Source organism: Denitrificimonas caeni (assembly GCF_905120345.1).
Lineage (GTDB): Bacteria > Pseudomonadota > Gammaproteobacteria > Pseudomonadales > Pseudomonadaceae > Denitrificimonas > Denitrificimonas caeni_A.
The window spans coordinates 331,040-352,910 of sequence record NZ_CAJHOA010000002.1 but is presented as its reverse complement, the minus strand read 5'-3'; the positions used below and the strand labels follow the sequence as shown (position 1 = coordinate 352,910).

General features: G+C 47.6%; 26 protein-coding genes. 14 read left to right on the top strand and 12 right to left on the bottom strand.

Annotated elements, in window-relative coordinates; all coding sequences use genetic code 11:
* Nucleotides 1-2 precede the first annotated feature (2 nt).
* Nucleotides 3-1,781 (bottom strand): C4-dicarboxylic acid transporter DauA, encoded by a 1,779-nt coding sequence (gene dauA / locus JYJ62_RS05260; protein WP_205341143.1) that lies wholly within the window; start codon nt 1,779-1,781, stop codon nt 3-5.
* A gap of 454 nt (nt 1,782-2,235) precedes the next feature.
* Between dauA and rplM the strand changes: the two genes are divergently transcribed.
* The 7 genes from rplM to JYJ62_RS05225 all read left to right on the top strand — a co-directional run bounded on the left by rplM (nt 2,236) and on the right by JYJ62_RS05225 (nt 7,122).
* The gene (gene rplM / locus JYJ62_RS05255; RefSeq protein ID WP_205341142.1) at nt 2,236-2,664 is read left to right on the top strand and encodes a 50S ribosomal protein L13; all 429 of its coding nucleotides are present in this window, start codon (nt 2,236-2,238) and stop codon (nt 2,662-2,664) included.
* Between the two features lie 14 nt (nt 2,665-2,678).
* A complete protein-coding gene (rpsI, locus tag JYJ62_RS05250) occupies nt 2,679-3,071 on the top strand; it encodes a 30S ribosomal protein S9 (RefSeq protein WP_205341141.1) in 393 nt (130 codons plus the stop codon).
* Between the two features lie 252 nt (nt 3,072-3,323).
* Nucleotides 3,324-3,917, top strand: a complete 594-nt coding sequence (petA, locus tag JYJ62_RS05245; protein ID WP_205341140.1) for a ubiquinol-cytochrome c reductase iron-sulfur subunit — start codon at nt 3,324-3,326, stop codon at nt 3,915-3,917.
* Nucleotides 3,917-5,128: a cytochrome b gene (locus tag JYJ62_RS05240; protein ID WP_205341139.1), complete on the top strand. Its 1,212-nt coding sequence runs from the start codon at nt 3,917-3,919 to the stop codon at nt 5,126-5,128. Before petA ends, JYJ62_RS05240 begins: the two co-directional genes overlap by 1 nt.
* Entirely contained in the window at nt 5,128-5,907 is a 780-nt protein-coding gene (locus tag JYJ62_RS05235; RefSeq protein ID WP_205341138.1) for a cytochrome c1, read from the top strand. Before JYJ62_RS05240 ends, JYJ62_RS05235 begins: the two co-directional genes overlap by 1 nt.
* A 92-nt stretch (nt 5,908-5,999) precedes the next feature.
* Entirely contained in the window at nt 6,000-6,620 is a 621-nt protein-coding gene (locus tag JYJ62_RS05230) for a glutathione S-transferase N-terminal domain-containing protein (RefSeq protein WP_205341137.1), read from the top strand.
* A 16-nt stretch (nt 6,621-6,636) separates the two neighbouring features.
* Nucleotides 6,637-7,122, top strand: coding sequence for a ClpXP protease specificity-enhancing factor (locus JYJ62_RS05225; RefSeq protein WP_205341136.1), 486 nt, complete (start codon nt 6,637-6,639; stop codon nt 7,120-7,122).
* A 101-nt stretch (nt 7,123-7,223) separates the two neighbouring features.
* Here JYJ62_RS05225 and JYJ62_RS05220 read toward each other — a convergent pair whose 3' ends face one another.
* From JYJ62_RS05220 to JYJ62_RS05205, 4 genes are read right to left on the bottom strand one after another with little or no spacing between them, the layout of a single operon-like run.
* Nucleotides 7,224-7,751 (bottom strand): BON domain-containing protein, encoded by a 528-nt coding sequence (locus tag JYJ62_RS05220; RefSeq protein WP_205341135.1) that lies wholly within the window; start codon nt 7,749-7,751, stop codon nt 7,224-7,226.
* Nucleotides 7,748-8,335, bottom strand: coding sequence for a phosphoheptose isomerase (locus tag JYJ62_RS05215; RefSeq protein WP_205341134.1), 588 nt, complete (start codon nt 8,333-8,335; stop codon nt 7,748-7,750). Before JYJ62_RS05215 ends, JYJ62_RS05220 begins: the two co-directional genes overlap by 4 nt.
* Before the next feature lie 24 nt (nt 8,336-8,359).
* A complete protein-coding gene (locus JYJ62_RS05210) occupies nt 8,360-8,725 on the bottom strand; it encodes a YraN family protein (RefSeq protein WP_205341133.1) in 366 nt (121 codons plus the stop codon).
* A complete protein-coding gene (locus tag JYJ62_RS05205) occupies nt 8,718-10,526 on the bottom strand; it encodes a penicillin-binding protein activator (protein WP_205341132.1) in 1,809 nt (602 codons plus the stop codon). The genes JYJ62_RS05210 and JYJ62_RS05205 overlap by 8 nt, the downstream gene beginning before the upstream one ends.
* A gap of 91 nt (nt 10,527-10,617) precedes the next feature.
* On the opposite strand from JYJ62_RS05205, the gene rsmI reads away from it, so the two are divergent.
* On the top strand, nt 10,618-11,526 hold the full coding sequence (gene rsmI / locus JYJ62_RS05200) for a 16S rRNA (cytidine(1402)-2'-O)-methyltransferase (RefSeq protein WP_205341328.1): 909 nt from the start codon (nt 10,618-10,620) through the stop codon (nt 11,524-11,526).
* Here rsmI and JYJ62_RS05195 read toward each other — a convergent pair.
* Genes JYJ62_RS05195 through folM form a run of 4 tightly spaced genes read right to left on the bottom strand, consistent with a single transcriptional unit; the run spans nt 11,500 to nt 13,510 of the window.
* On the bottom strand, nt 11,500-11,841 hold the full coding sequence (locus tag JYJ62_RS05195) for a HopJ type III effector protein (RefSeq protein WP_205341131.1): 342 nt from the start codon (nt 11,839-11,841) through the stop codon (nt 11,500-11,502). The genes rsmI and JYJ62_RS05195 overlap by 27 nt on opposite strands.
* Nucleotides 11,842-11,844: 3 nt before the next feature.
* The gene (gene folX / locus JYJ62_RS05190) at nt 11,845-12,222 is read right to left on the bottom strand and encodes a dihydroneopterin triphosphate 2'-epimerase (RefSeq protein WP_205341130.1); all 378 of its coding nucleotides are present in this window, start codon (nt 12,220-12,222) and stop codon (nt 11,845-11,847) included.
* 3 nt (nt 12,223-12,225) lie between these two features.
* Entirely contained in the window at nt 12,226-12,783 is a 558-nt protein-coding gene (gene folE, locus JYJ62_RS05185) for a GTP cyclohydrolase I FolE (RefSeq protein ID WP_205341129.1), read from the bottom strand.
* Between the two features lie 22 nt (nt 12,784-12,805).
* Nucleotides 12,806-13,510, bottom strand: coding sequence for a dihydromonapterin reductase (gene folM, locus JYJ62_RS05180; protein ID WP_205341128.1), 705 nt, complete (start codon nt 13,508-13,510; stop codon nt 12,806-12,808).
* A 242-nt stretch (nt 13,511-13,752) separates the two neighbouring features.
* On the opposite strand from folM, the gene JYJ62_RS05175 reads away from it, so the two are divergent.
* Nucleotides 13,753-14,208, top strand: coding sequence for a flavodoxin (locus JYJ62_RS05175; protein WP_205341327.1), 456 nt, complete (start codon nt 13,753-13,755; stop codon nt 14,206-14,208).
* Nucleotides 14,209-14,216: 8 nt separating this feature from the next.
* Nucleotides 14,217-14,870 (top strand): pseudouridine synthase, encoded by a 654-nt coding sequence (locus JYJ62_RS05170; RefSeq protein ID WP_205341127.1) that lies wholly within the window; start codon nt 14,217-14,219, stop codon nt 14,868-14,870.
* Between the two features lie 131 nt (nt 14,871-15,001).
* Here the strand turns inward: JYJ62_RS05170 and JYJ62_RS05165 are convergent, their stop codons facing one another.
* Both JYJ62_RS05165 and JYJ62_RS05160 read right to left on the bottom strand, forming a co-directional pair.
* Nucleotides 15,002-15,202 carry a DUF2788 domain-containing protein gene (locus JYJ62_RS05165; RefSeq protein WP_205341126.1) on the bottom strand — a complete coding sequence of 67 codons (201 nt, stop codon included), beginning with the start codon at nt 15,200-15,202 and terminating at the stop codon, nt 15,002-15,004.
* Between the two features lie 228 nt (nt 15,203-15,430).
* Nucleotides 15,431-15,910, bottom strand: a complete 480-nt coding sequence (locus tag JYJ62_RS05160; protein WP_205341125.1) for an Lrp/AsnC family transcriptional regulator — start codon at nt 15,908-15,910, stop codon at nt 15,431-15,433.
* 464 nt (nt 15,911-16,374) lie between these two features.
* Here JYJ62_RS05160 and JYJ62_RS05155 point away from each other — a divergent pair, with 464 nt between their 5' ends.
* Complete coding sequence (locus JYJ62_RS05155) at nt 16,375-16,860, top strand: glutathione peroxidase (protein ID WP_205341124.1); 486 nt, start codon at nt 16,375-16,377, stop codon at nt 16,858-16,860.
* A gap of 82 nt (nt 16,861-16,942) precedes the next feature.
* On the opposite strand, the gene JYJ62_RS05150 is transcribed toward JYJ62_RS05155, so the two are convergent.
* The gene (locus JYJ62_RS05150; RefSeq protein ID WP_205341123.1) at nt 16,943-17,926 is read right to left on the bottom strand and encodes an outer membrane protein assembly factor BamD; all 984 of its coding nucleotides are present in this window, start codon (nt 17,924-17,926) and stop codon (nt 16,943-16,945) included.
* A 150-nt stretch (nt 17,927-18,076) separates the two neighbouring features.
* Between JYJ62_RS05150 and rluD the strand changes: the two genes are divergently transcribed.
* The 3 genes from rluD (at nt 18,077) to JYJ62_RS05135 (ending at nt 21,666) form a co-directional block, all read left to right on the top strand.
* Nucleotides 18,077-19,051, top strand: a complete 975-nt coding sequence (gene rluD / locus JYJ62_RS05145; RefSeq protein ID WP_205341326.1) for a 23S rRNA pseudouridine(1911/1915/1917) synthase RluD — start codon at nt 18,077-18,079, stop codon at nt 19,049-19,051.
* 11 nt (nt 19,052-19,062) lie between these two features.
* Entirely contained in the window at nt 19,063-19,797 is a 735-nt protein-coding gene (gene pgeF, locus JYJ62_RS05140) for a peptidoglycan editing factor PgeF (protein WP_205341122.1), read from the top strand.
* Between the two features lie 186 nt (nt 19,798-19,983).
* Nucleotides 19,984-21,666 carry a fatty acid--CoA ligase gene (locus tag JYJ62_RS05135; RefSeq protein ID WP_205341121.1) on the top strand — a complete coding sequence of 561 codons (1,683 nt, stop codon included), beginning with the start codon at nt 19,984-19,986 and terminating at the stop codon, nt 21,664-21,666.
* Nucleotides 21,667-21,871 lie beyond the last annotated feature (205 nt).

Here is a 21,871-nt window from a genome sequence, read left to right as displayed (position 1 = left end):
AGTTAAGACTGCGCGCTAGGCGTCTTATCTGCAGAGTCAGGCGCAGTAGGATCATTAGCATCGGGTAATTCACATGGCGGGTTCAACCAGCGCAGTGCGCGTGCTTGTGCCATTGCAAAGTTACTGACGTAGGATAGTTTGTTGTGTGCTAAGCGAATACCGGCGCGGCGCATTTTATAGCGGACTTTAGCTGATGCGCCTAAAAATATAATACCAATATCATTTTTTTGATAATCAATCAGCACATTGCTCAGCGCTGCCAGCGCGGTCATATCCAGCATAGGTACTGCGCGCATATCAATAATCACAACACGTATTTCTGGGTTAAATTTGCGCAGGACACTCAAGGCTTTTTCTGCCGCACCAAAAAACAGTGGGCCACGAATGGCGTAGACAGTGACAGAGTCTGGCAAATCAGGGATCTCGTGCTCAGTGCTAGAAACGCTTGCTGTATCCGTTAAATCACTCATGCTCTTAATAAACAAACCGGCGGCTAACAGTAAACCCACGCCCACGGCGAGAACCATATCAAACAACACCGTAAGTGACAGGCAGGTGAGTAAAACTAATACGTCATTGCGCGGTGCGATTTTTAGCGTATGTAGCACATGTTTAGGCTCACTCATATTCCAAGCGACCATTAGCAACAATGCTGCCAGTGCTGCCATGGGTAAGTGACTAAAAAGAGGTGCTAAAAACAACATGGCCAACAGGACTACGCCCGCATGAATAATAGCGGCGATGGGTGAGAAGGCTCCCGCCCGCACGTTTGCTGCGCTTCGAGCAATGGCTGCAGTTGCGGTAATACCACCAAACATAGGGGCGATAATATTACCAATGCCTTGACCGAGTAATTCACCGTTAGGGTCATGTTTAGTGCCGGCCATACCATCGGCAACCACGGCGCACAAGAGAGACTCAATAGCACCCAGCATAGCAATCGCAAAAGCGGGTGCTAACAGCTGTCGAAATAATTCAAAAGAAAGCACAAGCGGCTTGCCATCAGGGGCTGGAAGCTGCCAAGGCCATATGAATGAAGGTAAAAAAGGTGGTATGCCAGGATGACTAACACCGTCGACAACATAGCTGAAGCGTTCGCCTAGCGTTGCCACAGAAATATCAGCATTTTTAAGGGCTAGACCGACCAGGCTGCCGACAATTAAAGCCACAAGGTGACCTGGAATTTTCGGTACAATACGCGGCCAAATAATCAGCACTGCTAAGGTTATGGCGGCGACTAGAGTATCACCAAGATGAATGCTAGGCAGTGCTTGTCCTAGTGCGCTGATTTGCTCAATGTAGTTGGCTGCAGGCGCTATATTTTCTAAACCAAAGGCATCTTTGATTTGTAAGGTAGCAATCACCACGCCAATCCCAGCAGTAAAGCCTAACGTGACCGGATAAGGTATAAATTGCAGTAGAGCGCCTGCCCGCAAGACCGCCATGCTAATTAAGATCACACCCGCCATGGCGGTGCACAGTAATAATCCGCCAACACCAAATTGCTGGGTGATCGGTAGCAGAATGACGACAAAGGCTGCTGTGGGCCCGGAAACGTTAAAGCGCGAGCCACCGGTTAGCGCGATTAGCGAGCCACCAATAAGGACGGTATACAGTCCATGTTGTGGTGGGGCACCTACCGCAATAGCCAGTGCCATCGCCAGAGGAATGGCAATAATGCCAACGGTTAGGCCTGCGCTAATGTCACCGCGTAAAGCGTTTAGCGTATAGCCAGCGGCAAATGATTGCCGTAAAGCAGAAAATAATGGCGGAATATACATGATGGCTCCACAAGTGAATGCCATCTTATTATAGACCCATGGACAGTAGGGAATGCTAGAGAACTAAACCTTTTACTGCTTCTTCAGTGCGACTTGTGAACTGCAACAGGCTAAAAACCAAGAAAACAGTTAGATAAAAGCTGCTATACTTTATGCCGTCACTATTTTTATAAATCGGTAAAATTATTTTTAATAACGTTGCGGACAATTAAGCAGTTGCTTTTTTTTCGCTAACGGGCATAATTACGCGGCTGTTTTGTTGGCAATGCCTAGCCTATATACAGAACAGAAGGCGAAACGATGCAGATTTGCCGAACTTAGAGCCATAGCAGACGTGATAGACCCGAGCCCCCGAAGTAGCGTCTGTCATATGAGCTTACTTTGACTTGTCAAAGACAATACTATTCATTAGGATTTGCCGTCTATTTTTAAGGCGGCCCTGAGGCCATAGCGAATGAAAACTTTTACAGCAAAAAATGAAACTGTACAGCGCGACTGGTATGTCGTCGACGCTGCAGGCCAGACTCTGGGTCGTTTGGCCACTGAGATTGCTAGCCGTTTGCGCGGTAAGCACAAGCCTGAGTATACTCCGCACGTTGATACTGGCGATTACATCGTTGTTATTAATGCTGAACAGGTGCGTGTTACTGGTAAAAAAACATCAGACAAAATCTATTACTCCCACACTGGTTTTCCTGGCGGTATTAAGGAAATCAGTTTCGAGAAACTGATTGAGAAAGCACCTGAACGTGTTCTTGAAGCTGCGGTAAAAGGTATGCTTCCAAGAAATCCGCTGGGCCGCGACATGTATCGCAAGCTGAAAGTGTATGCAGGTACTAACCACCCGCACGCTGCACAGCAGCCCCAAGAACTTAAGATTTAACGGGATAGTTGATTATGTCGGCGACTCAAAATTACGGCACTGGCCGTCGCAAGACTGCAACCGCACGCGTTTTTTTACGTCCGGGTACAGGCAGCATTTCTATTAACAATCGCACGCTAGAGAATTTTTTCGCTCGTGAGACTGCACGAATGATGGTTCGTCAGCCGCTTGAGTTAACAGATACTTTGGAAAAGTTTGACATCATGATCACCGTTGCTGGTGGTGGTGCAAGTGGTCAGGCTGGTGCAATTCGTCACGGCATTACTCGTGCTTTGATGGACTATGACGAAACTTTACGTCCTGAATTGCGCAAAGCTGGCTTTGTTACGCGTGATGCTCGTGAAGTTGAGCGTAAGAAAGTTGGTCTACGTAAAGCACGTAAGCGTCCTCAGTACTCTAAGCGCTGATCGATACTTGCTGCAGAAAAACGCCCGTTTCCGCAAGGAATCAGGGCGTTTTTTGTATCTGCTTGGTCCTGCGACAAAATGTCGCTCGCTTGCTGCTGGTCGCTTGGTAGGGTTTTCGTCGAATTGTGGTGTGCGATAAACTTGTCAAGAAGACACCTTTTCTTTACCATTTGTTACAATCAAGAAAGTAAGTAGCTTTTTTCTTATTACAAGGCCTGACAACAGGCCACATAGCTGATGGGAGACGACTTAATGAGCAATGACGGCGTGAATGCGGGCCGACGTCGCTTTCTAGTGGCAGCCACCTCTGTGGTGGGTGCAGCTGGAGCGGCAGGGGCTGCGATCCCGTTTCTGGGGTCCTGGGCCCCTAGTGCTAAGGCGAAAGCCGCGGGAGCACCGGTGCGAGTCAATGTGGGTAAGATTGAGCCAGGTCAGCAGATTGTTGCTGAATGGCGTGGTCAGCCTGTATTTGTTCTGCACCGTACACCGGAAATTATGCAAGGGCTGAAGAAAATTGAAGCCCAACTCGCTGATCCGGAGTCTAAAGAATCAGAACAGCCGGCCTATGTTAATCCTGAAGAGCGCTCAATTAAGCCTGAGCTGCTGTTTGTGCTGGGTGTGTGCACACACTTGGGCTGCGCGCCAACCTTTAGACCAGAAGTCGCACCAGCGGACTTAGGGCCTGACTGGGTGGGTGGTTATTTCTGCGCATGTCATGGTTCGCGCTATGATCTTGCTGGACGTGTCTATAAAGCACAGCCTGCACCGCTGAATCTGCCAGTTCCTCCGCATTCTTATGAGTCGGATAATATCGTCATTATTGGTATTGATGAGGGAGCCGTCTGATGAGTAAGTTTATGGAATGGGTGGATGCACGCTTCCCCGCCACGAAAATGTGGGAAGATCATTTATCTAAATATTACGCACCAAAAAACTTTAACTTCTATTACTTCTTCGGGTCACTTGCTCTGTTAGTGCTGGTCAATCAGCTGCTAACCGGTATTTGGCTGACCATGAGCTATGAGCCTTCGGCAGAAGGTGCGTTTGCCTCTGTTGAATACATCATGCGTGATGTGGAATACGGTTGGATTCTGCGCTATCTGCACTCTACCGGTGCTTCAGCGTTCTTTATCGTAGTTTACATGCATATGTTCCGTGGCTTGCTCTACGGCTCATACCAGAAGCCTCGTGAGTTAGTTTGGGTCTTCGGTATGCTGATTTACTTAGCGCTGATGGCCGAAGCCTTTATGGGTTACTTGCTGCCATGGGGTCAGATGTCATATTGGGGCGCACAGGTGATTATTTCACTGTTTGGTGCGATTCCAGTGATTGGTGCTGATCTGACTGAGTGGATTCGCGGTGACTATCTGATTTCAGGTATCACACTCAACCGCTTCTTTGCTCTGCACGTTGTAGCTGTACCGATTGTCTTGCTGGCGCTGGTTGTTTTACACATCCTAGCGCTGCACGAAGTGGGTTCCAACAACCCAGATGGCGTCGATATCAAAAAGCATAAAGATGAAAATGGCATTCCTTTAGACGGTATTCCTTTCCATCCGTACTACACAGTAAAAGATATCGTTGGCGTTATCGTATTCTTGTTTGTGTTCTGCTTCATCGTGTTCTTCTTCCCTGAGATGGGTGGGTACTTCCTTGAAAAGCCGAACTTTGAACAAGCTAACGCACTAAAAACGCCTCTGCATATTGCCCCTGTTTGGTACTTCACCCCGTTCTACGCAATTTTGCGTGCAGTACCTGATAAGTTAATGGGTGTTGTCGCGATGGGTGGTTCGATTGCAGCCTTGTTTGTATTGCCTTGGTTGGACCGTAGTCCAGTTAAATCAATGCGCTACAAAGGTTGGTTGAGCAAAATTTGGTTATTAGTATTCTGCATTTGCTTTGTGATTCTCGGTGTCTTAGGTGTCTTAGCACCAACGCCAGAGCGCACATTGGTTGCACGAATCTGTACTGTCCTTTACTTCGCTTACTTCATTCTGATGCCTTTCTATACCAGAATGGAGAAGACTAAACCGGTTCCGGAAAGGGTGACTGGCTAATGAAAAAGCAAATTGCTGCGTTAATTTTGGCTGCAATCCCTATGTTTGGATTTGCTGCGGCTGGCGAGTATCCTTTGGATAGCGTCTCAATTGATCTGACTGATAAAGCGGCTATGCAAGATGGCGCAAAAACTTTTGTGAACTATTGCATGGGTTGTCATGGCGCGAAGTTCCAGCGTTATGAGCGTGTTGCGAATGATCTGGGGATCAGTGAAGAGTTGATGATGGAAAACTTAGTCTTAACTGATGCTAAGTTTGGCGATCATATGAACTCGAGTATGACAGCTGCTGATGCTAAATCTTGGCTGGGTGTTGCACCGCCAGACTTGACCTTGGTTGCTCGTGTACGGGGAGCGGATTGGTTGTACACTTACATGCGTACATTCTATGAAGATCCAACCCGTCCGTATGGCGTCAATAACAAAGTCTTCCCGTTAGTTGGTATGCCCAACGTTTTAGTGGGTTTGCAAGGTCGCCAAGAGATTGGTTGCAAGCAAGTGCAGATTGAAGAAGACGGTAAAAAAGTCTTTGATCCATTGACTGGTGTCGCTGTGACCCACGAAGCCTGTGATCAATTGACGATTGTGCCTAAAACAGGCTCGCTGAGTGAAGTTGAGTTTGACGAGAAAATTAAAAATCTTGTCACTTTCCTCGAATACTCTGCAAATCCTGTTAAGCTCAAGAGCCAGCGTATCGGCACGTACGTGTTGTTGTTCCTTGCTTTCTTCTTTGTATTTGCTTACTTCTTGAAGCGTGAGTACTGGAAAGACGTGCATTGACACACAATGCGGTAACGATCGAGTGACGCACGCGCCCTAATGGGCGCGTGCGTTTTTGTGCTTTATGTATATTTATAGTGGAGGAGGTAAGCATGTCTGCCCCCAATAAGTTGGGCTGTTATTCTGATCCGACCTGCCAGTATTCGCACCGTGTGCGTTTAGTCTTGGCGGAGAAGGCAGTAACTGCTGAAATCATGGATGTCGTAAATGGTGAGTGCCCAGAGTATTTGGCGGAGGTCAATCCTTACGCTACAGTACCGACTTTGGTCGATCGCGATTTAGCTTTATACGATTCAACGGTCATACTTGAGTATTTGGATGAGCGCTATCCACACCCGCCGCTGTTGCCTGTGTATCCCGTGGCACGCGCGAATACGCGCATGTTATCGTATCGTGTACAACGTGACTGGTGCGCGCAAGTCGATTTAATTCTTGATAAGCGCAGCAAAGAAACTGCACGCACCAAGGCGCGTAAAGAACTACGCGAAAGCCTAACCGGTGTTGCTCCGGTATTTGCTAGCATGAAGTTTTTTATGAGTGATGAGTTCAGTCTGGTGGATTGCTACTTGTTACCGCTGTTGTGGCGTTTGCCTGCTTTAGGAATTGAGTTACCGAAAGCGGCACAGCCACTGTTGGATTACATGGATAGAAATTTTGCGCGAGAAGCTTTTCAGGCCAGTTTATCTGACGCTGAGCGCTTGATGCGTCCTTAAGGGGAATGAGTACATCATGAACTCCAGTCGTCCTTACATATTACGCGCACTGCATCAGTGGATTGTTGATAACGAGTGCACGCCACATATACTAGTTGATGCAAATTATCCTCAAGTTAAGGTGCCGCCTGGCTATGCAGCAGATGGGCAGATTGTCCTGAATACTGCGCCTGCAGCGGTGCGTTATTTTGAAATAGATAATCAGGCTGTGAGTTTTGAGGCGCTTTTTTCCGGCGCACCCTTTTCGCTGTACGTGCCTATAGCGGCCGTTTTAGCGATATATGCGCGTGAAAACGGGCAGGGCATGTTCTTTGATGCTCATTCAGATGTGCTTGCTGATGATGACGAAGAGTTGTTAGACGAGAGTGCTAGTGACACGGATGAGCCGCCGACAATCCTGCATGCGGTAGATAGTGAGACACCCGCTGATCCAATAGATCCTGATGATGAACCACCAAAGCCACCATCCTCAGGGCGTCCGAGTTTGCGGATTATAAAATAGTTTGATTCTTTTATGACACTGATTGCAGTGCGTCTGGCACGTTGCAATCAGTGTTATAAAGGGCTTTGTTATGTGCTGCTGTTGATCTGTGCAATGCGGATCTAGTCGATATACTCAAACAAGCGCACAATTTTTTGCACACCGTTTACATCTTGCACGACTGCCGTTGCACGGCTGGCTTCAGCGCGACTGAGAATCCCTAGCAGGTAAACTACACCATTTTCAGTAATCACTTTGATCTTCGAAGATGGCACATCGTTGTAGGACAGCATACGAGTTTTGACACTGGTGGTGAGTAAACCATCATTGCTACGCACTAAGCCTGAAGTTGGCGTGGTGACTTGTAACTCATTATGGATTTTCTTAGCGCTGGTTATCGAATGGGCTGCTTTGCCAGCGATTTCTTTTAGCTCTGCGCGAGGGGTTTGCCCAGCGACTAAAACGATCCCATTGTAACTGGTGACAACAATGCGTGAGGTGCTGGTGGAAAGATCGATATGCGCATCTTTAATCGCGCGTGCAACTTCAGGACCAATAAACTGGTCATCAATTTTATTACCGAAACTACGAGCACCACAAGCGCTCAGTAATACGCCGACTAAGGCGATGGTAAGGATTTTACGAATCATTCTTCACTCCCGAACAGTTGGTGGTCAATTAAGTCGCATAAGCAGTGAATGGTCAGCAAGTGTACTTCTTGCACGCGGGCGGTCACATTAGAGGGCACACGAATCTCTACATCATCCGGTAGTAGTAGTGGCGCGATTTGTCCGCCATCTCTGCCGGTTAATGCGACAACATGCATGTTACGATCATGTGCGGCATGGATAGCTTGCACAACGTTACCTGAGTTACCGCTGGTGGAAATCGCGAGTAATACATCACCTTCTTGGCCTAGCGCACGAATTTGTTTAGAAAATATTTCTTCGTAGCTGTAGTCATTAGCAATTGAGGTGATGGTTGAGCTGTCTGTGGTCAGTGCAATAGCAGGAAGACTTGGGCGCTCGCGTTCAAAGCGGTTAAGCATTTCTGAGGAGAAATGCTGTGCATCGCCAGCTGAACCACCATTACCACAGGCTAAAATCTTGCCTTCATTAAGTAATGCGCTGACCATCATGAGGCTAGCGTTTTCAATGGCTTGCGGCAATACGGTTAAAGCTTGTTGTTTGGTTTCAATGCTGGCTTGAAACATCTGTTTTATACGCGATTGCATAGGGTCAGCCCTTTTAAAATGGGATTAGGATTCAAATGCATCCTGAATCCAGTCAAGTTTGAATGTTTCTGGTTGGCTTGGCTGTACAGTAATGACATCAAAACGGCACGCATGTTCTAACCAGTTTGGATTTTCGTTTAAAAAAGACTCTGCAGTTTTAAGTAGCTTGCGACGTTTGTGCTGATCAATACTCTCAAGGGCGCCGCCGAAATAATTGCTTTTTCGGTAGCGCACCTCAACAAACACAACAGTCTCGTGCTCTAGCATGATCAGATCAATTTCACCAAAACGACATGACCAGTTTTGCGTTATGGTGCTTAAACCTGCTTTTTTCAAGTAGTTTAAAGCATAGCGCTCAACGGTTTTGCCAATACTTAGTGACTTAGTCACTCTGTGCTTCCTTAAGCTGCTCAATGTTGTTGTTGGTAAACTGCGCCCAGTACAAGGTACGCTCAATACGTTGCTCAGGACTTAATTTTAAAGTGCCGGTTAAGCCGACCACGCTGCTATTGGGTATAGCGCTGAGCTGTTGTAACTGGTTAGCAAGTTGATAGGCATCGACGCCCATCGCATAAAAGCGACCCATACTGCCCAAGGCTTGTGGCCAGTGATAGGTAATGTGCTGACGTGTTGCATCATCAACTTCAATAAACCACGGCATTTCGCTAAATTGTAAACCATTGAGTTCAGGGTAGGCTTCGCCAGAACCCGAGTTCACTGCTGATGTCGCATAGATAGGTACGTCGCCAGCATACTGAAACGTTAGCGTTGGTTTAATTTGTCTCGCCTGCTGTGGCGTAGCCGCTAGGAAAATAAAATCAATATCTTGGCGTCGTGCGGGCTGTGCTGCTACTTTTGAGCCTAGGGTGCTTTCCAATTGTTTGGCGCGCTGTTCGCTCGCACGTAGTTGAAAAAGTTCGGCGATTTGTCCCGCGAGCTCAGTCGGGCGATCAATATGTTGAGTCGCTACCAGTTCACCCCCTAATGACTGCCAGTGCGTTGAGAATGCATCCAAAACACGTTCGCCCCAGGCGTTTTTGGGTACCAGAGCCGCTGCGCGACGCATACCGTCAGCCCATGCACGATCCGCTGCAACACGGGCTTCATCTTCCGCGGCTAAGCCATATTGGAAAAGCTGCTTAGGGCTGTGCTGTTGGTTGTCGGCGTAGTTCAGCGCTAAGGTTGTGATGGGCAGTTGAGTACGACCTGCCAGTTGGCTGACTAGATTTTTCTCCCATGGGCCAACCACTAACTCGATACCGTCGGCTATGGCTTGTTGATAAAAGGCGTCCATTGATGGAAGAGTGCTGCTGTCATATATATGAATCGTAGGCGTGTGCTCGCCATTGGCTTGGGCGAGATAATGGGCAGCAAAAAAACCATTACGCAGTGCACTGACCACGTTTTGATTTGGATCTTTTGACGGTAACAATAGAGCTATGCTATTAACGTTGTCGGCCTCTAGCTGTTGCAGTTTTATCAATGCGTCCGGTAGTTGCTGAGCGGCTGGATGGCCTGGATTTTGTAGCGTCCATTGGCTGATGTTCATTTGTTGTTGCACCAATGAACCAGGCGCTTTGCTGATACGTAGTAAAGCCAACCAGCCATCAAGTACTGCTTCGCCGGTATCTTTAGTTTGCGCGCGCGGTAGATCGTTGAGTAACGCCCAGATGCTTTGCTGATTCGCAAATGCTTGTTGCTCTTCTAGCCAAGCAGCAATGTAAATGCGCTCACGGATAGCAGCAAGTGGCTTGCCAGTATCTTCGAAAGCCTGCGCACGCGCCAGTTGACTACGCACTTGCTGATTTAATGGCATTTCAGTTAGGTGGGTAAAGCTGGGGTGCTCTAATGCTTTTAAAGCACGCTTGGCTTGTTGGCGCGCTAACGCTAATTCTGCTTCTAGAGTTTTAGCAAAGATTTGTTGCGCTGGGGTTGCTTGGCTGAGATCAATGCCCTCTAGAATTTTACGCGCGCGCAGCGCTTGGTTTTGTTGCCACGCGAGATCAGCAGCCGCCAAGTACAATCCTAACGCTTGGCTAGCATTTTTCTGACTTGCTTGTAGTAACAGCTGGTCTACATCATTGTACTTAGTCGGCGGTAATTCTCCCAAAGAGTTACTTGGAGAGCTGGAACAAGCCACTAAAAAAGCTGACAAGCACAGGGTTGAGAGTACGCGTAGCGGGGTTTTCATAGACAAGCAATCCAAGCACGGTGAAATGAATGCTTTGATTGTACCCAAGCGCGCGCATTGGTGCGATCTTGTCATGCTAAATCAGGCTACAATGGCGTTTTATTTTGTATCTTCGGAGTGTTTTGTGAGCGTATCCACACCTCAGTCGGGCGAGTTTGGCACATTGTATGTCGTCGCTACACCGATCGGTAATCTTGATGATATTAGTGCGCGAGCGTTACGTATCTTAGCTGACGTGAGTTTGATTGCTGCTGAAGATACTCGGCACTCAACACGCTTGCTGCAACACTTTGGCATTCGCACGCAGCTGGCCGCGTGTCATGAGCATAACGAGCGCGAAGAAGGTGGGCGCTTTATTACTCGTCTTTTGGCCGGTGATGATATTGCTTTGATTTCTGATGCTGGTACGCCGTTGATTTCTGATCCGGGTTACCATTTGGTACGCCAAGCTCGAGCGGCCAATGTGCGGGTGGTGCCGGTGCCGGGTGCTTGTGCTTTAATTGCTGGGTTATCGGCAGCTGGACTGCCTTCTGACCGTTTTGTCTTTGAAGGGTTTTTACCCGCTAAGCAAGTCGCGCGCTGTACGCGACTGACTGCTGTTCAGTATGATCCGCGCACATTAATTTTTTACGAAGCGCCGCACCGTATCTTGGACAGTATTGCTGATATGCGTGATGTATTGGGCGCTGATCGCCCCGCAGTATTAGCGCGTGAGTTGACCAAGACCTTTGAAACCATCAAAGATCTACCGCTGCAAGAGTTGTATGACTGGGTCGCGGCTGATACCAATCAGCAGCGGGGTGAATGTGTGCTGTTAATTGCGGGGTATCAAGAGCCTGCTGATGCTCTGGAGGTCTCTTTGGAAGCACAGCGTGTCCTAACGCTCTTAATGGTTGAATTACCGCCCAAACGTGCCGCAGCAATCGCTGCCGAGATTACTGGTGCGCGTAAAAATGCACTCTACCAGTGGGCATTAGACAATAAGGCGGCTGAGCGGTAATTGAGTAAAGCGTACACCGGCTAAACCATGCTGCAGCAGCTTGCGGATATTCGCGTGCTCTGTTTCATTGGGCGTTGCTAACACATAGGTATAATGCTCGCCAAATGCCAGTAAAGCATCCTGACTACTGAGTTTTTCCAATAATGCTAAGCCTAGAACTTTACACGAGCCTTGATTGCTACCAGCAGGGTTGTGCAGCCCACCATTATCAAATGCAGATGGGCTGTATTGGTAATGAGCATCAATAAAAGCCAGGGTGTCGATAAAACGATGGCCTGGCTGTCTAGTGGCTTTTAGAAAATCGTCTAATGTCATTATTCAGGCTGTACGGTGCGCAGTGAGAGTAATCGACACTGACTCAGAAAAACGCAAAGCGTGAGGCTTGTCGACTTCAACTTCGGCATAACGCACTTGCTGGTGGCGCATCACGCAATCGAGTACGTCTTGGGTTAGACGTTCAAGTAGTGCAAAGCGATTTTCCTCAACGTACTGAATAATCTCTTTAGTGATGGTGCGGTAATTTAATGCATGGTTAATGTCATTGATTTGCACTGCATCATCTGCAGGATAGAACAGGGTGACGTTGATTAAAATATCCTGTTTGTTGCGGATTTCATCTTCATTGATACCGATGTAGGTGCGTAAACGCAGATTTTTAATACGAATCCGCGCCATTCCCGGTTCTAGACGTGCCATAGATTAGTGACTCCGAATCAGTTGTAAAAATTCTTGACGGGTCGTACCTGACTTGCGGAATACGCCGAGCATGGCAGAAGAGGTCATCACTGAATTTTGCTTTTCGACACCACGCATCATCATGCACATATGCTTCGCTTCAATAACCACTGCAACACCGGCAGCCCCCGTCACTTCTTGCACTGCGTCAGCAATTTGACGAGTCAGGTTTTCTTGAATTTGTAGACGACGGGCAAACATATCAACAATACGCGCTACTTTTGATAAGCCCAGTACTTTACCTGTTGGAATATAGGCAACGTGTGCTTTGCCAATAAAGGGCAGCATATGGTGTTCGCATAATGAGTAGAGTTCGATATCGCGAACAATTACCATTTCATCACTGTCAGACTTAAACAGCGCACCATTGACGATTTCATCAAGATTTTTCTCATAGCCGTTGCATAAGTATTGCATAGCTTTTGCGGCACGCTTTGGCGTATCCAGTAAGCCTTCACGCTCAGGATCTTCACCAAGGCCAACGAGGATTTCGTGGTAGTGTTTGCTTAAATCATCACACATGTTCAGCTCTCCGAGCCAAGCATCATTTCAGATGCCGGCCACCATTAACAGTAAGGGTTGTGCCTGTCACATAAGGCGTATCGAGTAAGTAACGCAGACTTTGGTAAATAACTTCCGGGCCAGGCACTGTGCCCATGACGGATTTGGCTGTTGCACGACGTTGATATTCATCATCATCATCGGGATGTAGCATAATTAGCGCTGGTGCTAATGAGTTTACCTTAATATGTGGTGCGAAACGTGCAGCAAAAGATAGGGTTAGGTTATCTAGGCCTGCTTTACTGGCGCTATAAGCAATGCGTTTAGCACTACCTTTACGGATCACATCATCAGTAATGTGAATAATATCAGCATGAGTGGATTGCATCAGCAGCGCTGCACAATGCGTATTGATTAAATAAGGTGCAAGTAGATGGACATTAACCATCTGCGTTAAAGCGCTGGCATCGGTGCCGTCTTCTGCGAGCCATAACGAGGCATTGTGAATGATCGCGCGCAGAACGGGTGTTGCATTTTTTACTTGTGCAATAAAATCAACAACACCTTGTTCAGTGGCAAAGTCTGCTTGAATGCAGTGCACGCCGAGCTGGCGCAGTTGATCAACCTCAGCACGTTCTTGACGATAACTGATAATCAAGGGCTGACCGGCATCTAAAAAACGCTGGACGCAATGCAGCCCCAATCGTTGACTGGCACCTGTGAGTAGAATCGGAGCGTTATGGCTCATACGTTAGCCTTATCCTCAGCAATTGGCAGGGTAATATTGACGATCAACAGCGCTGTCTTTGAAGTCGATAAAGTTATACTAGAGTTAAACTTTGTACAACCTACAAACTCTAGGTGAATAGCTTTTGTTACAGTTTTTTGGTTTCTTGTTATGATGAGAATCATTTGAGTTGTTTAGATATGACTTACCTGACTTACCTGACTTACCTGACTTAACTGATGAGGCGGTTGCACAGCATGACAATGAACGTGGTGATTATTTCTGGCACAGTGTTTGGCGCAGCAGAGGAGGTAGCACACCATGCCGCGCAAATATTGGCTGAAGCAGGGTTGGATGTCACTTATAAAACCCGTGTGTCTTATTCTGAATTGTTAGCTCTAGACGCTGATGTGCTCTTGTTTGTCACCTCCACCACTGGGATGGGCGAATTACCTGAAACCTTACAACCCTTGGTACATGCTTTGCGTGAGCAACCGCCGCAGCAATGGCATGGTTTACTCGCGGGGGTCATCGCTTTGGGTGATGCCTGTTACGGTGAGGATTTTTGCGCCGGTGGCGAAATGATACGTGAGCTGTATGCAGAGCTTGGTGTAGTTGAGTTGCAAGACATGCTGCGTTTGGATGCCAGTGAAACTGTTAACCCAGAACGCGATGCTGAGCCTTGGTTGGCTGAGTTTGCTGCCAGCCTAACAGTGTAGGGTGCCCCATGAAAAAACCAATGAAAGCGCGCGCTAGACCCGGTGCAAGCACAGCCAATCCGCGTCAGGTACGGCCCTCTGCACGGCGGCAAGCAATTGAGCCCCACGAACCTTGCTTATTGATGTTAAACAAGCCCTATGATGTCTTAACTCAGTTTACTGACGAACAGGGGCGAGCAACGTTGAAAGACTATGTGTCTGTTGCTGATGTTTATCCTGCCGGTCGTTTAGATCGCGACAGTGAAGGTTTGGTATTGCTAACCAATAGTGGTCGCTTGCAGGCGCGAATAGCTGATCCAAAATATAAACTGAGTAAAGTGTATTGGGTGCAAGTTGAGGGCGAGCCTCAGAGTGAACAGTTACAACGCTTACGTGACGGTGTTGAGTTAAAGGATGGTTTAACTGCAACAGCGTTGGTTGAGCGCATCGCTGAGCCTGAATTATGGGAGCGTAATCCGCCGGTGCGCGAGCGTAAGAATATCCCCACTGCTTGGCTGCAGTTGACCATTTATGAAGGGCGTAACCGCCAAGTACGGCGGATGACTGCTGCGGTAGGCTTGCCGACCTTGCGTCTAGTGCGCGTACAAATAGGTGAGTGGCGTTTAGCTGATCTGCCCAATGGCCAGTGGCGCAGGCTGGAGCTGCCAAGTACTTTGGCTTAGTAGCAACGTTTATCGTTGCCAGCAAATTGACTTTGCAGGGTGATCTGCTTGGTTGTTCTCAATGCCTATCGGGTGACCGTTGAAAGATAGAGATTGTGTTGCTGGGTGTGAAGGCTTGTAGTGTTAAATGTCTATAAACCTTTTACGGCAATGACGATGCTTTTGATAACGAAACCGAGAACACCCAAGCCCAAAGCAAAAAATAATACTGCAGTGCCGTAACGACCGGCTTTAGATTTTTTGGCTAAATCCCAAACAATAAAAGCCATAAATAAGATCAAACCACCCACTAAGACAGTCATCATTAAGTCTTCAAATACTTCAGTTTCCATGGTCTTTCCTCCTGATATTACAGAGTGTTGGGTTTTTTAATGGCTGCTCGTTTGCTCTGCATGGTGAATGTATCAAGCGTATGGATCAGGTCAGTCGCGTTATCTTATTGATCCAAGGCAAGGTATTCATAGTATATGCCAGAAAAAAGACAATATAAGTAGCTGTGGCGCTTGTTACATGAAATTTATAATGTCAGCGCTGTATGCTAAAGCATTTTTTCGATTGTATTAACATTGCAAATGGCTCAAAGGTAACGCCGTTGATAGCTGTACATGATTAAGCACAAAGCTTGAGCGTACGCTGGTCACTCCGTCGACGCGCGTCAGCTTTTCAAGTAGAAATTTTTGATAGTGGTCCATATCTGGAACTATCACTTTCAGTTGATAGTCGGCATCCATACCGGTAATTAAGCTGCACTCAAGCACTTCAGGCCACTGGCAAATGTGTGCTTGAAAGTTCTCAAAGCGCTCTGGCGTATGCCGATCCATACCGATCAAAACGTAAGCGGTTAAGGTCAAGCCCAGTTTTTTACGATCGAGTAAGGCAACGTGTTTTAGAATATAGCCTTCATCTTCTAGTGTTTTCACCCGTCTTGAGCACGGTGAAGCGGATAGGCCTATACGCTCGGCCAGGTCTTGATTGGACAGGTGTGCGTCTTGCTGTAGTTCTTGCAGAATACGCAGGTCGTAGCGGTCAAGTTTGTCCATGAGAGTCTCTTTTTGTTGTTTGGATTGCTTGTAATATAGAGGGTATGGTTTTTTATTGCCATATAATTAGTTTTAGCGCGATTATTTTGTGTATTTTTTTGTTTTTAAGCGAAATGCGCAATTATTCTCTGCAATCTATTGTGTACACTAAAGACCAGTTCGCAGCTTGTATAGAGTCTATGCCCATTGACTCAATTTTTACCGAGATTGAGTCTGTAAAAACATTTACCCCATGTTTTTCACACAAGCGCGATGGTCTTATCTGACTATCGATTGAGCCGACAGCACAACTGTTGATCAGGGCGCATTAAAGGAGCATCTGCTTAGATTGCTCCTTTTTTGTATGTGCGAAGCAAGCACTGCTTGTACCCGAGTAGTCTGTATTATTACTAAGATGAATAAGCTGCAAGACTCTGCGATACTTGCTGTCTAGGAATTCTAGCAAGCTAAATAGAGGGCGTATAATGAGTGCTTTTCATGCTTTAACTCTCACTGCACTGGATGGTACCGAGTTGCCATTGGAACAGTTTAAAGGACGTTTGTTGTTAGTGGTGAACGTAGCCTCCGAGTGCGGACTAACCCAGCAGTACATTGCTTTACAAGCACTGTATGAGCAGTACCAAGCGCACGGCTTCAGTGTATTAGGCGTACCCTGCAATCAGTTCGGTAAGCAAGAGCCGGGTAACGCAGCCGAGATTCAAACGTTTTGTACGGAGCGCTTTGGTGTGACTTTTCCGTTAACAGAAAAGTTGGATGTGAATGGCTCAACGAATCACCCTTTATACCGTTTACTGGCAGGCGAAGGTGCTGAGTTTCCTGGCGAGATTACGTGGAATTTTGAAAAGTTTTTAGTTGATGGGCAAGGACGTGTATTGGCGCGTTTTTCTCCGCGCACAGAGCCTAATGATCCGCAGTTGCTGAAAGCTATTGATGAGGCTTTGGCTGTATAGAGTGATTAAGTATTGGTTGTAGGTACATATTAAAAAAGAAGGCTTTAGCCTTCTTTTTTAATTTACGCGGCGCTGTTTTAAACTATTTACCGAATAAGCCAAAGGTTAAACGGTTGAGCCAGCTGCGTTTAGGCTGCTCGTTATCAATTGCCGCACGGACGCTGTCAGGTATTTCTTCGGCCGCATTTTCATACTGACTGATGACATCTTTGCTGGCTTGTGTCTGCTGTGGACGTAAATCTTCGTTGTTACCGATAAAGCCTAATGTTGCTGTGCTCAGCCATGAACGGTTTTCAATATCTTTTTCACGAGGCTTAAATGTACCGCTTGCCAAGCTTGGGTGCTCAGGGTAGTTCAGCTGTAAGGTTTCTAGACTGGTTTGCGCTAGCTCTGGCAGAGTCAGATGCTGATAGGCTTCAGTCATAATCGCTAAACCATCACCCACCGCTGGTGTTTCTTGAAAGTTTTCTACGATATAGCGCCCACGGTTTAATGCTGCGACATAGGACTGGCGCTTCAGGTAATAGTGGGCAACGTGTACTTCATAAGCGGCCAATAAGTTGCGCAAATAAATCATGCGCTGTTTTGCATCGGGTGCGTAACGGCTATTTGGGTAACGATTGGTCAGCTGTGCAAACTCATTATAGGAGTCACGTGCAGCGCCAGGATCACGTTGTGACATATCCAGCGGTAAGAAGCGCGCCAGTAAGCCACGGTCCTGATCAAAGGATGCGATACCTTTCATGTAATAGGCGTAGTCGACATTACTATGCTGTGGATGCAGGCGAATAAAACGATCAGCAGAGGCACGAACTGCTTCAGATTCCATGTTTTTGTAATAAGCGTAAATCAACTCTAATTGTGCTTGCTCCGCGTAACGACCAAAAGGATAGCGCGATTCCAGCGCTTTGAGTTTGGTGATGGCTGCTGAATAGCCTTTTTTGTCAAGATCCGTTTGTGCTTGTTGATAGAGCTCGGTTTCACTTAAATTCGCATCGATTTGCTTGGACGCACAGGCGCCTAATAAGGTAAAAAGAGCGATAAATAGCAGGTGCCTTAGATGCATGATTGAGTACGCCGGTAAACGGTCGGCTGACTTGCAGTGAGCCGTCCTGTTATAGTGAACACCCTGAATCACGATTCAGGGCAAATAATGCTGTATTTAACCACAAGCGTGCGCTTGAAACCAAAGCCTACGCATTCTCTGTTGATGAGTATGCCAACAAATACGACCGAAACAATTAAATTATACGCCAAGGTTCCAGTGGAATTGGGTGGTCAACGCTTAGATCAGGTTGCTGCGCAGTTGTTCCCGGAGCATTCCCGTTCACGCTTGACTAACTGGATTAAGGAAAACCGCCTAACCGTTGATGGCCAAGTTATACGACCACGCGACACTGTTTATAGCGGCTCAGAGCTGGCATTAACGGCCGAACGCGAAGCGCAAGGTGAGTGGCTTGCTCAAGATATTCCTCTAAATATTGTTTATGAAGACGAATATATTCTGATTTTAAATAAGCCCGCTGGCCTCGTGGTGCATCCTGCTGCAGGGCATCCCGATGGTACTTTGTTAAATGCATTGCTTTTCCATGTGCCTGGCCTGATTGAAGTGCCGCGTGCAGGTATTGTGCACCGCTTAGATAAAGATACAACCGGCTTAATGGTGGTTGCCAAAACACTAGTGGCGCACACCAGCCTAGTTGATCAAATGCAAGCTCGTTCAGTGGGTCGTACCTATGAAGCGATTGTGGTTGGTGTGATTACTTCAGGCGCTACGATTGATGCGCCGATTGGTCGTCATGGCCAGCAGCGTCAGCGTATGGCAGTGATTGATAGTGGAAAGCCTGCGGTCAGTCATTATCGTGTCTTAGAACGTTTTCGGTCGCATACGCATACGCGCGTGATGCTGGAAACTGGACGCACTCACCAAATTCGGGTGCACATGACCCACGTGGGTTTTCCACTGGTAGGTGATCCTGCTTATGGTGGACGTTTTCGTATCCCGCCGGCCATTAACCCGACTTTGCTAGAAACGTTAAAAACGTTTCCTCGGCAAGCGTTGCATGCCCGTTTCTTGGAGTTGGATCATCCCATCACCGGCAAACGAATGAAATGGGAGGCGCCACTGCCAGACGACTTTACTTGGCTGCTGAGCTTGTTGCGCCAAGATCGTGAAGCGTTTGTTGGGTGAGTGAGACGTCTGTGACACGGCCGTTTGATTGGCTGACCCCAGATTGGCCTGCACCGCAGCATGTGCAGGCCTGTGTGACCACCCGTAGTAGCGGTAACAGTGCTGAACCTTTTGCAGCGTTTAACCTGGGTGATCATGTCGGCGATGCGTTTGAACAGGTTCAGGCTAACCGCCAATATTTAGCGAATGCTTTAGGCTGTCAGCCCACTTGGTTGAATCAAGTGCATGGCGACCATGTGGTTGCTGCAGATGCTGGACGTATACTCACGGCTGATGCCAGTGTGTCGCGCGAAGCCGGCCTTGCCTGTTGCATTATGAGCGCAGATTGTTTACCAGTGTTATTGACTGATCAAGCGGGTTCTTGTGTTGCCGCCGCGCATGCGGGCTGGCGCAGTCTGGCTGCTGGTATCTTAGAAAATACTGTAGCAAGTATGCAGGTTGCACCGCAGCAGGTCATGGCTTGGTTGGGACCCGCGATTGGCGTGGCAGCTTTTGAAGTGGGTGGCGAAGTGCGTGCAGCCTTTATGCACGATAACCCAATCACTGCGCAGGCTTTTGTTCCGAGTGAAAATGATAACCGCTGGATAGCTGATATTTATCAGTTGGCACGTCTTCGCTTAGCCGCTTGTGGTGTTACGGCAGTATATGGCGGCGGTTTTTGCACAGTCACCGATCCACGATTTTACTCCTATCGCCGTCAGCCGGTGACCGGTCGCTTTGCTAGCTTGGTATGGCTCGCTGAGTGACTCGTTCTGCTACTGTCACGTTAAAATCTCAATGACAGCTGCCATTATTTAGCTGTATATAAAGGCTGAATGATCTTCCTGTGTCTTTTTTGCGAGCTGGTCAAATTCATCCTTTAGGTGGATGCATGGCCCACTGCGCTGTCTTAACCTATGTCACACAGACCAAAAATAACAATAGGTGTCGATATGTTAAAGACGCGTATTTTGCCTTCTGCTAAGAATGCACATGCTGCCCCTTTATTGATTAAAAGCCTTTTACTCTCCGGCGTACGCTACGAGAGTCAGCGCGAAATTGTTTATCGTGATCAACTCCGTTACAGCTACGCCACTTTTGTTGAGCGGGTGGCGCGTTTGGCCAATGTTCTGACAACGATGGGTGTTAAGGCCGGTGACACTGTGGCAGTGATGGATTGGGACAGTCATCGCTATCTTGAGTGCATGTTTGCCGTACCGATGCTGGGAGCGGTATTGCATACCATTAATGTGCGCTTATCGCCGCAGCAAATTCTTTACACCATGAATCATGCCGAGGATCGCTTTGTTCTAGTCAATAGCGAGTTTGCTGGGCTATATGCAGGGTTGGCGAATTCGTTAACGACTGTTGAACGTACTTTATTGTTGGCTGATAAGGACGCTGAGAGCGTTGAGTTGCCTGACTCGGTAGGTGAGTATGAAGCGTTGTTGGCGGCAGCGCAGCCCAGTTATGCGTTTGCCGAGTTTGATGAAAATTCTGTCGCCACTACTTTTTATACAACCGGTACTACTGGGAACCCTAAAGGTGTGTATTTCACCCATCGTCAGTTGGTTCTGCATACGTTAGCCATGGCGTCAGTTGTGGGCAGTGTCGACAGCGTGCGCTTATGTGGCACGAATGATGTGTATATGCCGATTACTCCGATGTTTCACGTACATGCGTGGGGGATGCCTTATGTTGCTACGATGCTGGGGCTCAAACAAGTTTACCCCGGACGTTATGATCCAGAGTTTTTAGTTGAGTTGTGGGAGCGTGAAAAGGTTACTTTTTCCCATTGCGTGCCCACCATTGTGCAAATGATTCTTGGTGCAAAAGCGGCGCAAGGTAAAGATTTTAAAGGTTGGAAGCTGATTATTGGTGGTAGCGCCTTGCCTCGTGCTTTATATGATGCTGCCCTTGCTCAAGGTATTCAGTTGACCGCCGCATACGGTATGTCCGAAACCTGCCCGTTGATTTCTTGCGCGATGCTCAATGAGCAGCTACAAGCTGCCAGTGAAGATGAACGAACCACTTACCGTATTAAAGCCGGTATTGCTGTGCCTATGGTCGAAGCCGCTTTGATGGATGAAGAGGGTCAGTTTCTCGCTCATGATGGTGATCAGCAGGGCGAGTTGGTATTGCGCGCACCTTGGTTAACGCAAAACTACTGCCGAGAGCCTGAGCAAGGAGAAGCCTTGTGGGAGCATGGTTGGATGCATACCGGCGATGTCGCTACCATCTGTGAGATGGGCTTTATTGATATTCGTGATCGCATTAAAGATGTGATTAAGACCGGTGGGGAGTGGGTGTCATCCTTGGCGTTAGAAGACTTAATCAGTCGTCACCCGGCGGTGCGTGAAGCTGCGGTGGTTGGTGTGCCCGATCCGCAGTGGGGAGAACGGCCTTTTGCTCTGATTGTCTTGAAAACAGAGCAACAACTCGATGCGCGCGCCATTAAAGAGCACCTCAAACCTTTTGTCGAACAAGGGTTACTAAATAAGTGGGCGATACCGGTACAGGTAGCAGTTGTTACCGAAATACCCAAGACCAGTGTTGGCAAACTCGATAAGAAACGCATTCGGCAAGATATTACCCAGTGGCAAGCAGATGCTTCAGTTTTTTTATCAACCCTCTAGGCTACGTCTTTATGGGGGTGTAAATATGACTTATAGGTCATATATTTAATTGGCATGCTTGCTGCATTAAGGGTATAGATAGAGTGTGACAGAATATTTAAAACCGTCAGATTAGAGCGGTTAGTATGATTAATCAGTCTTTTGGTTGATTAGTCTGAAGAAGTGGTTGGTTATACTGCCAACAGCCAAAATAACATTCGGAGTT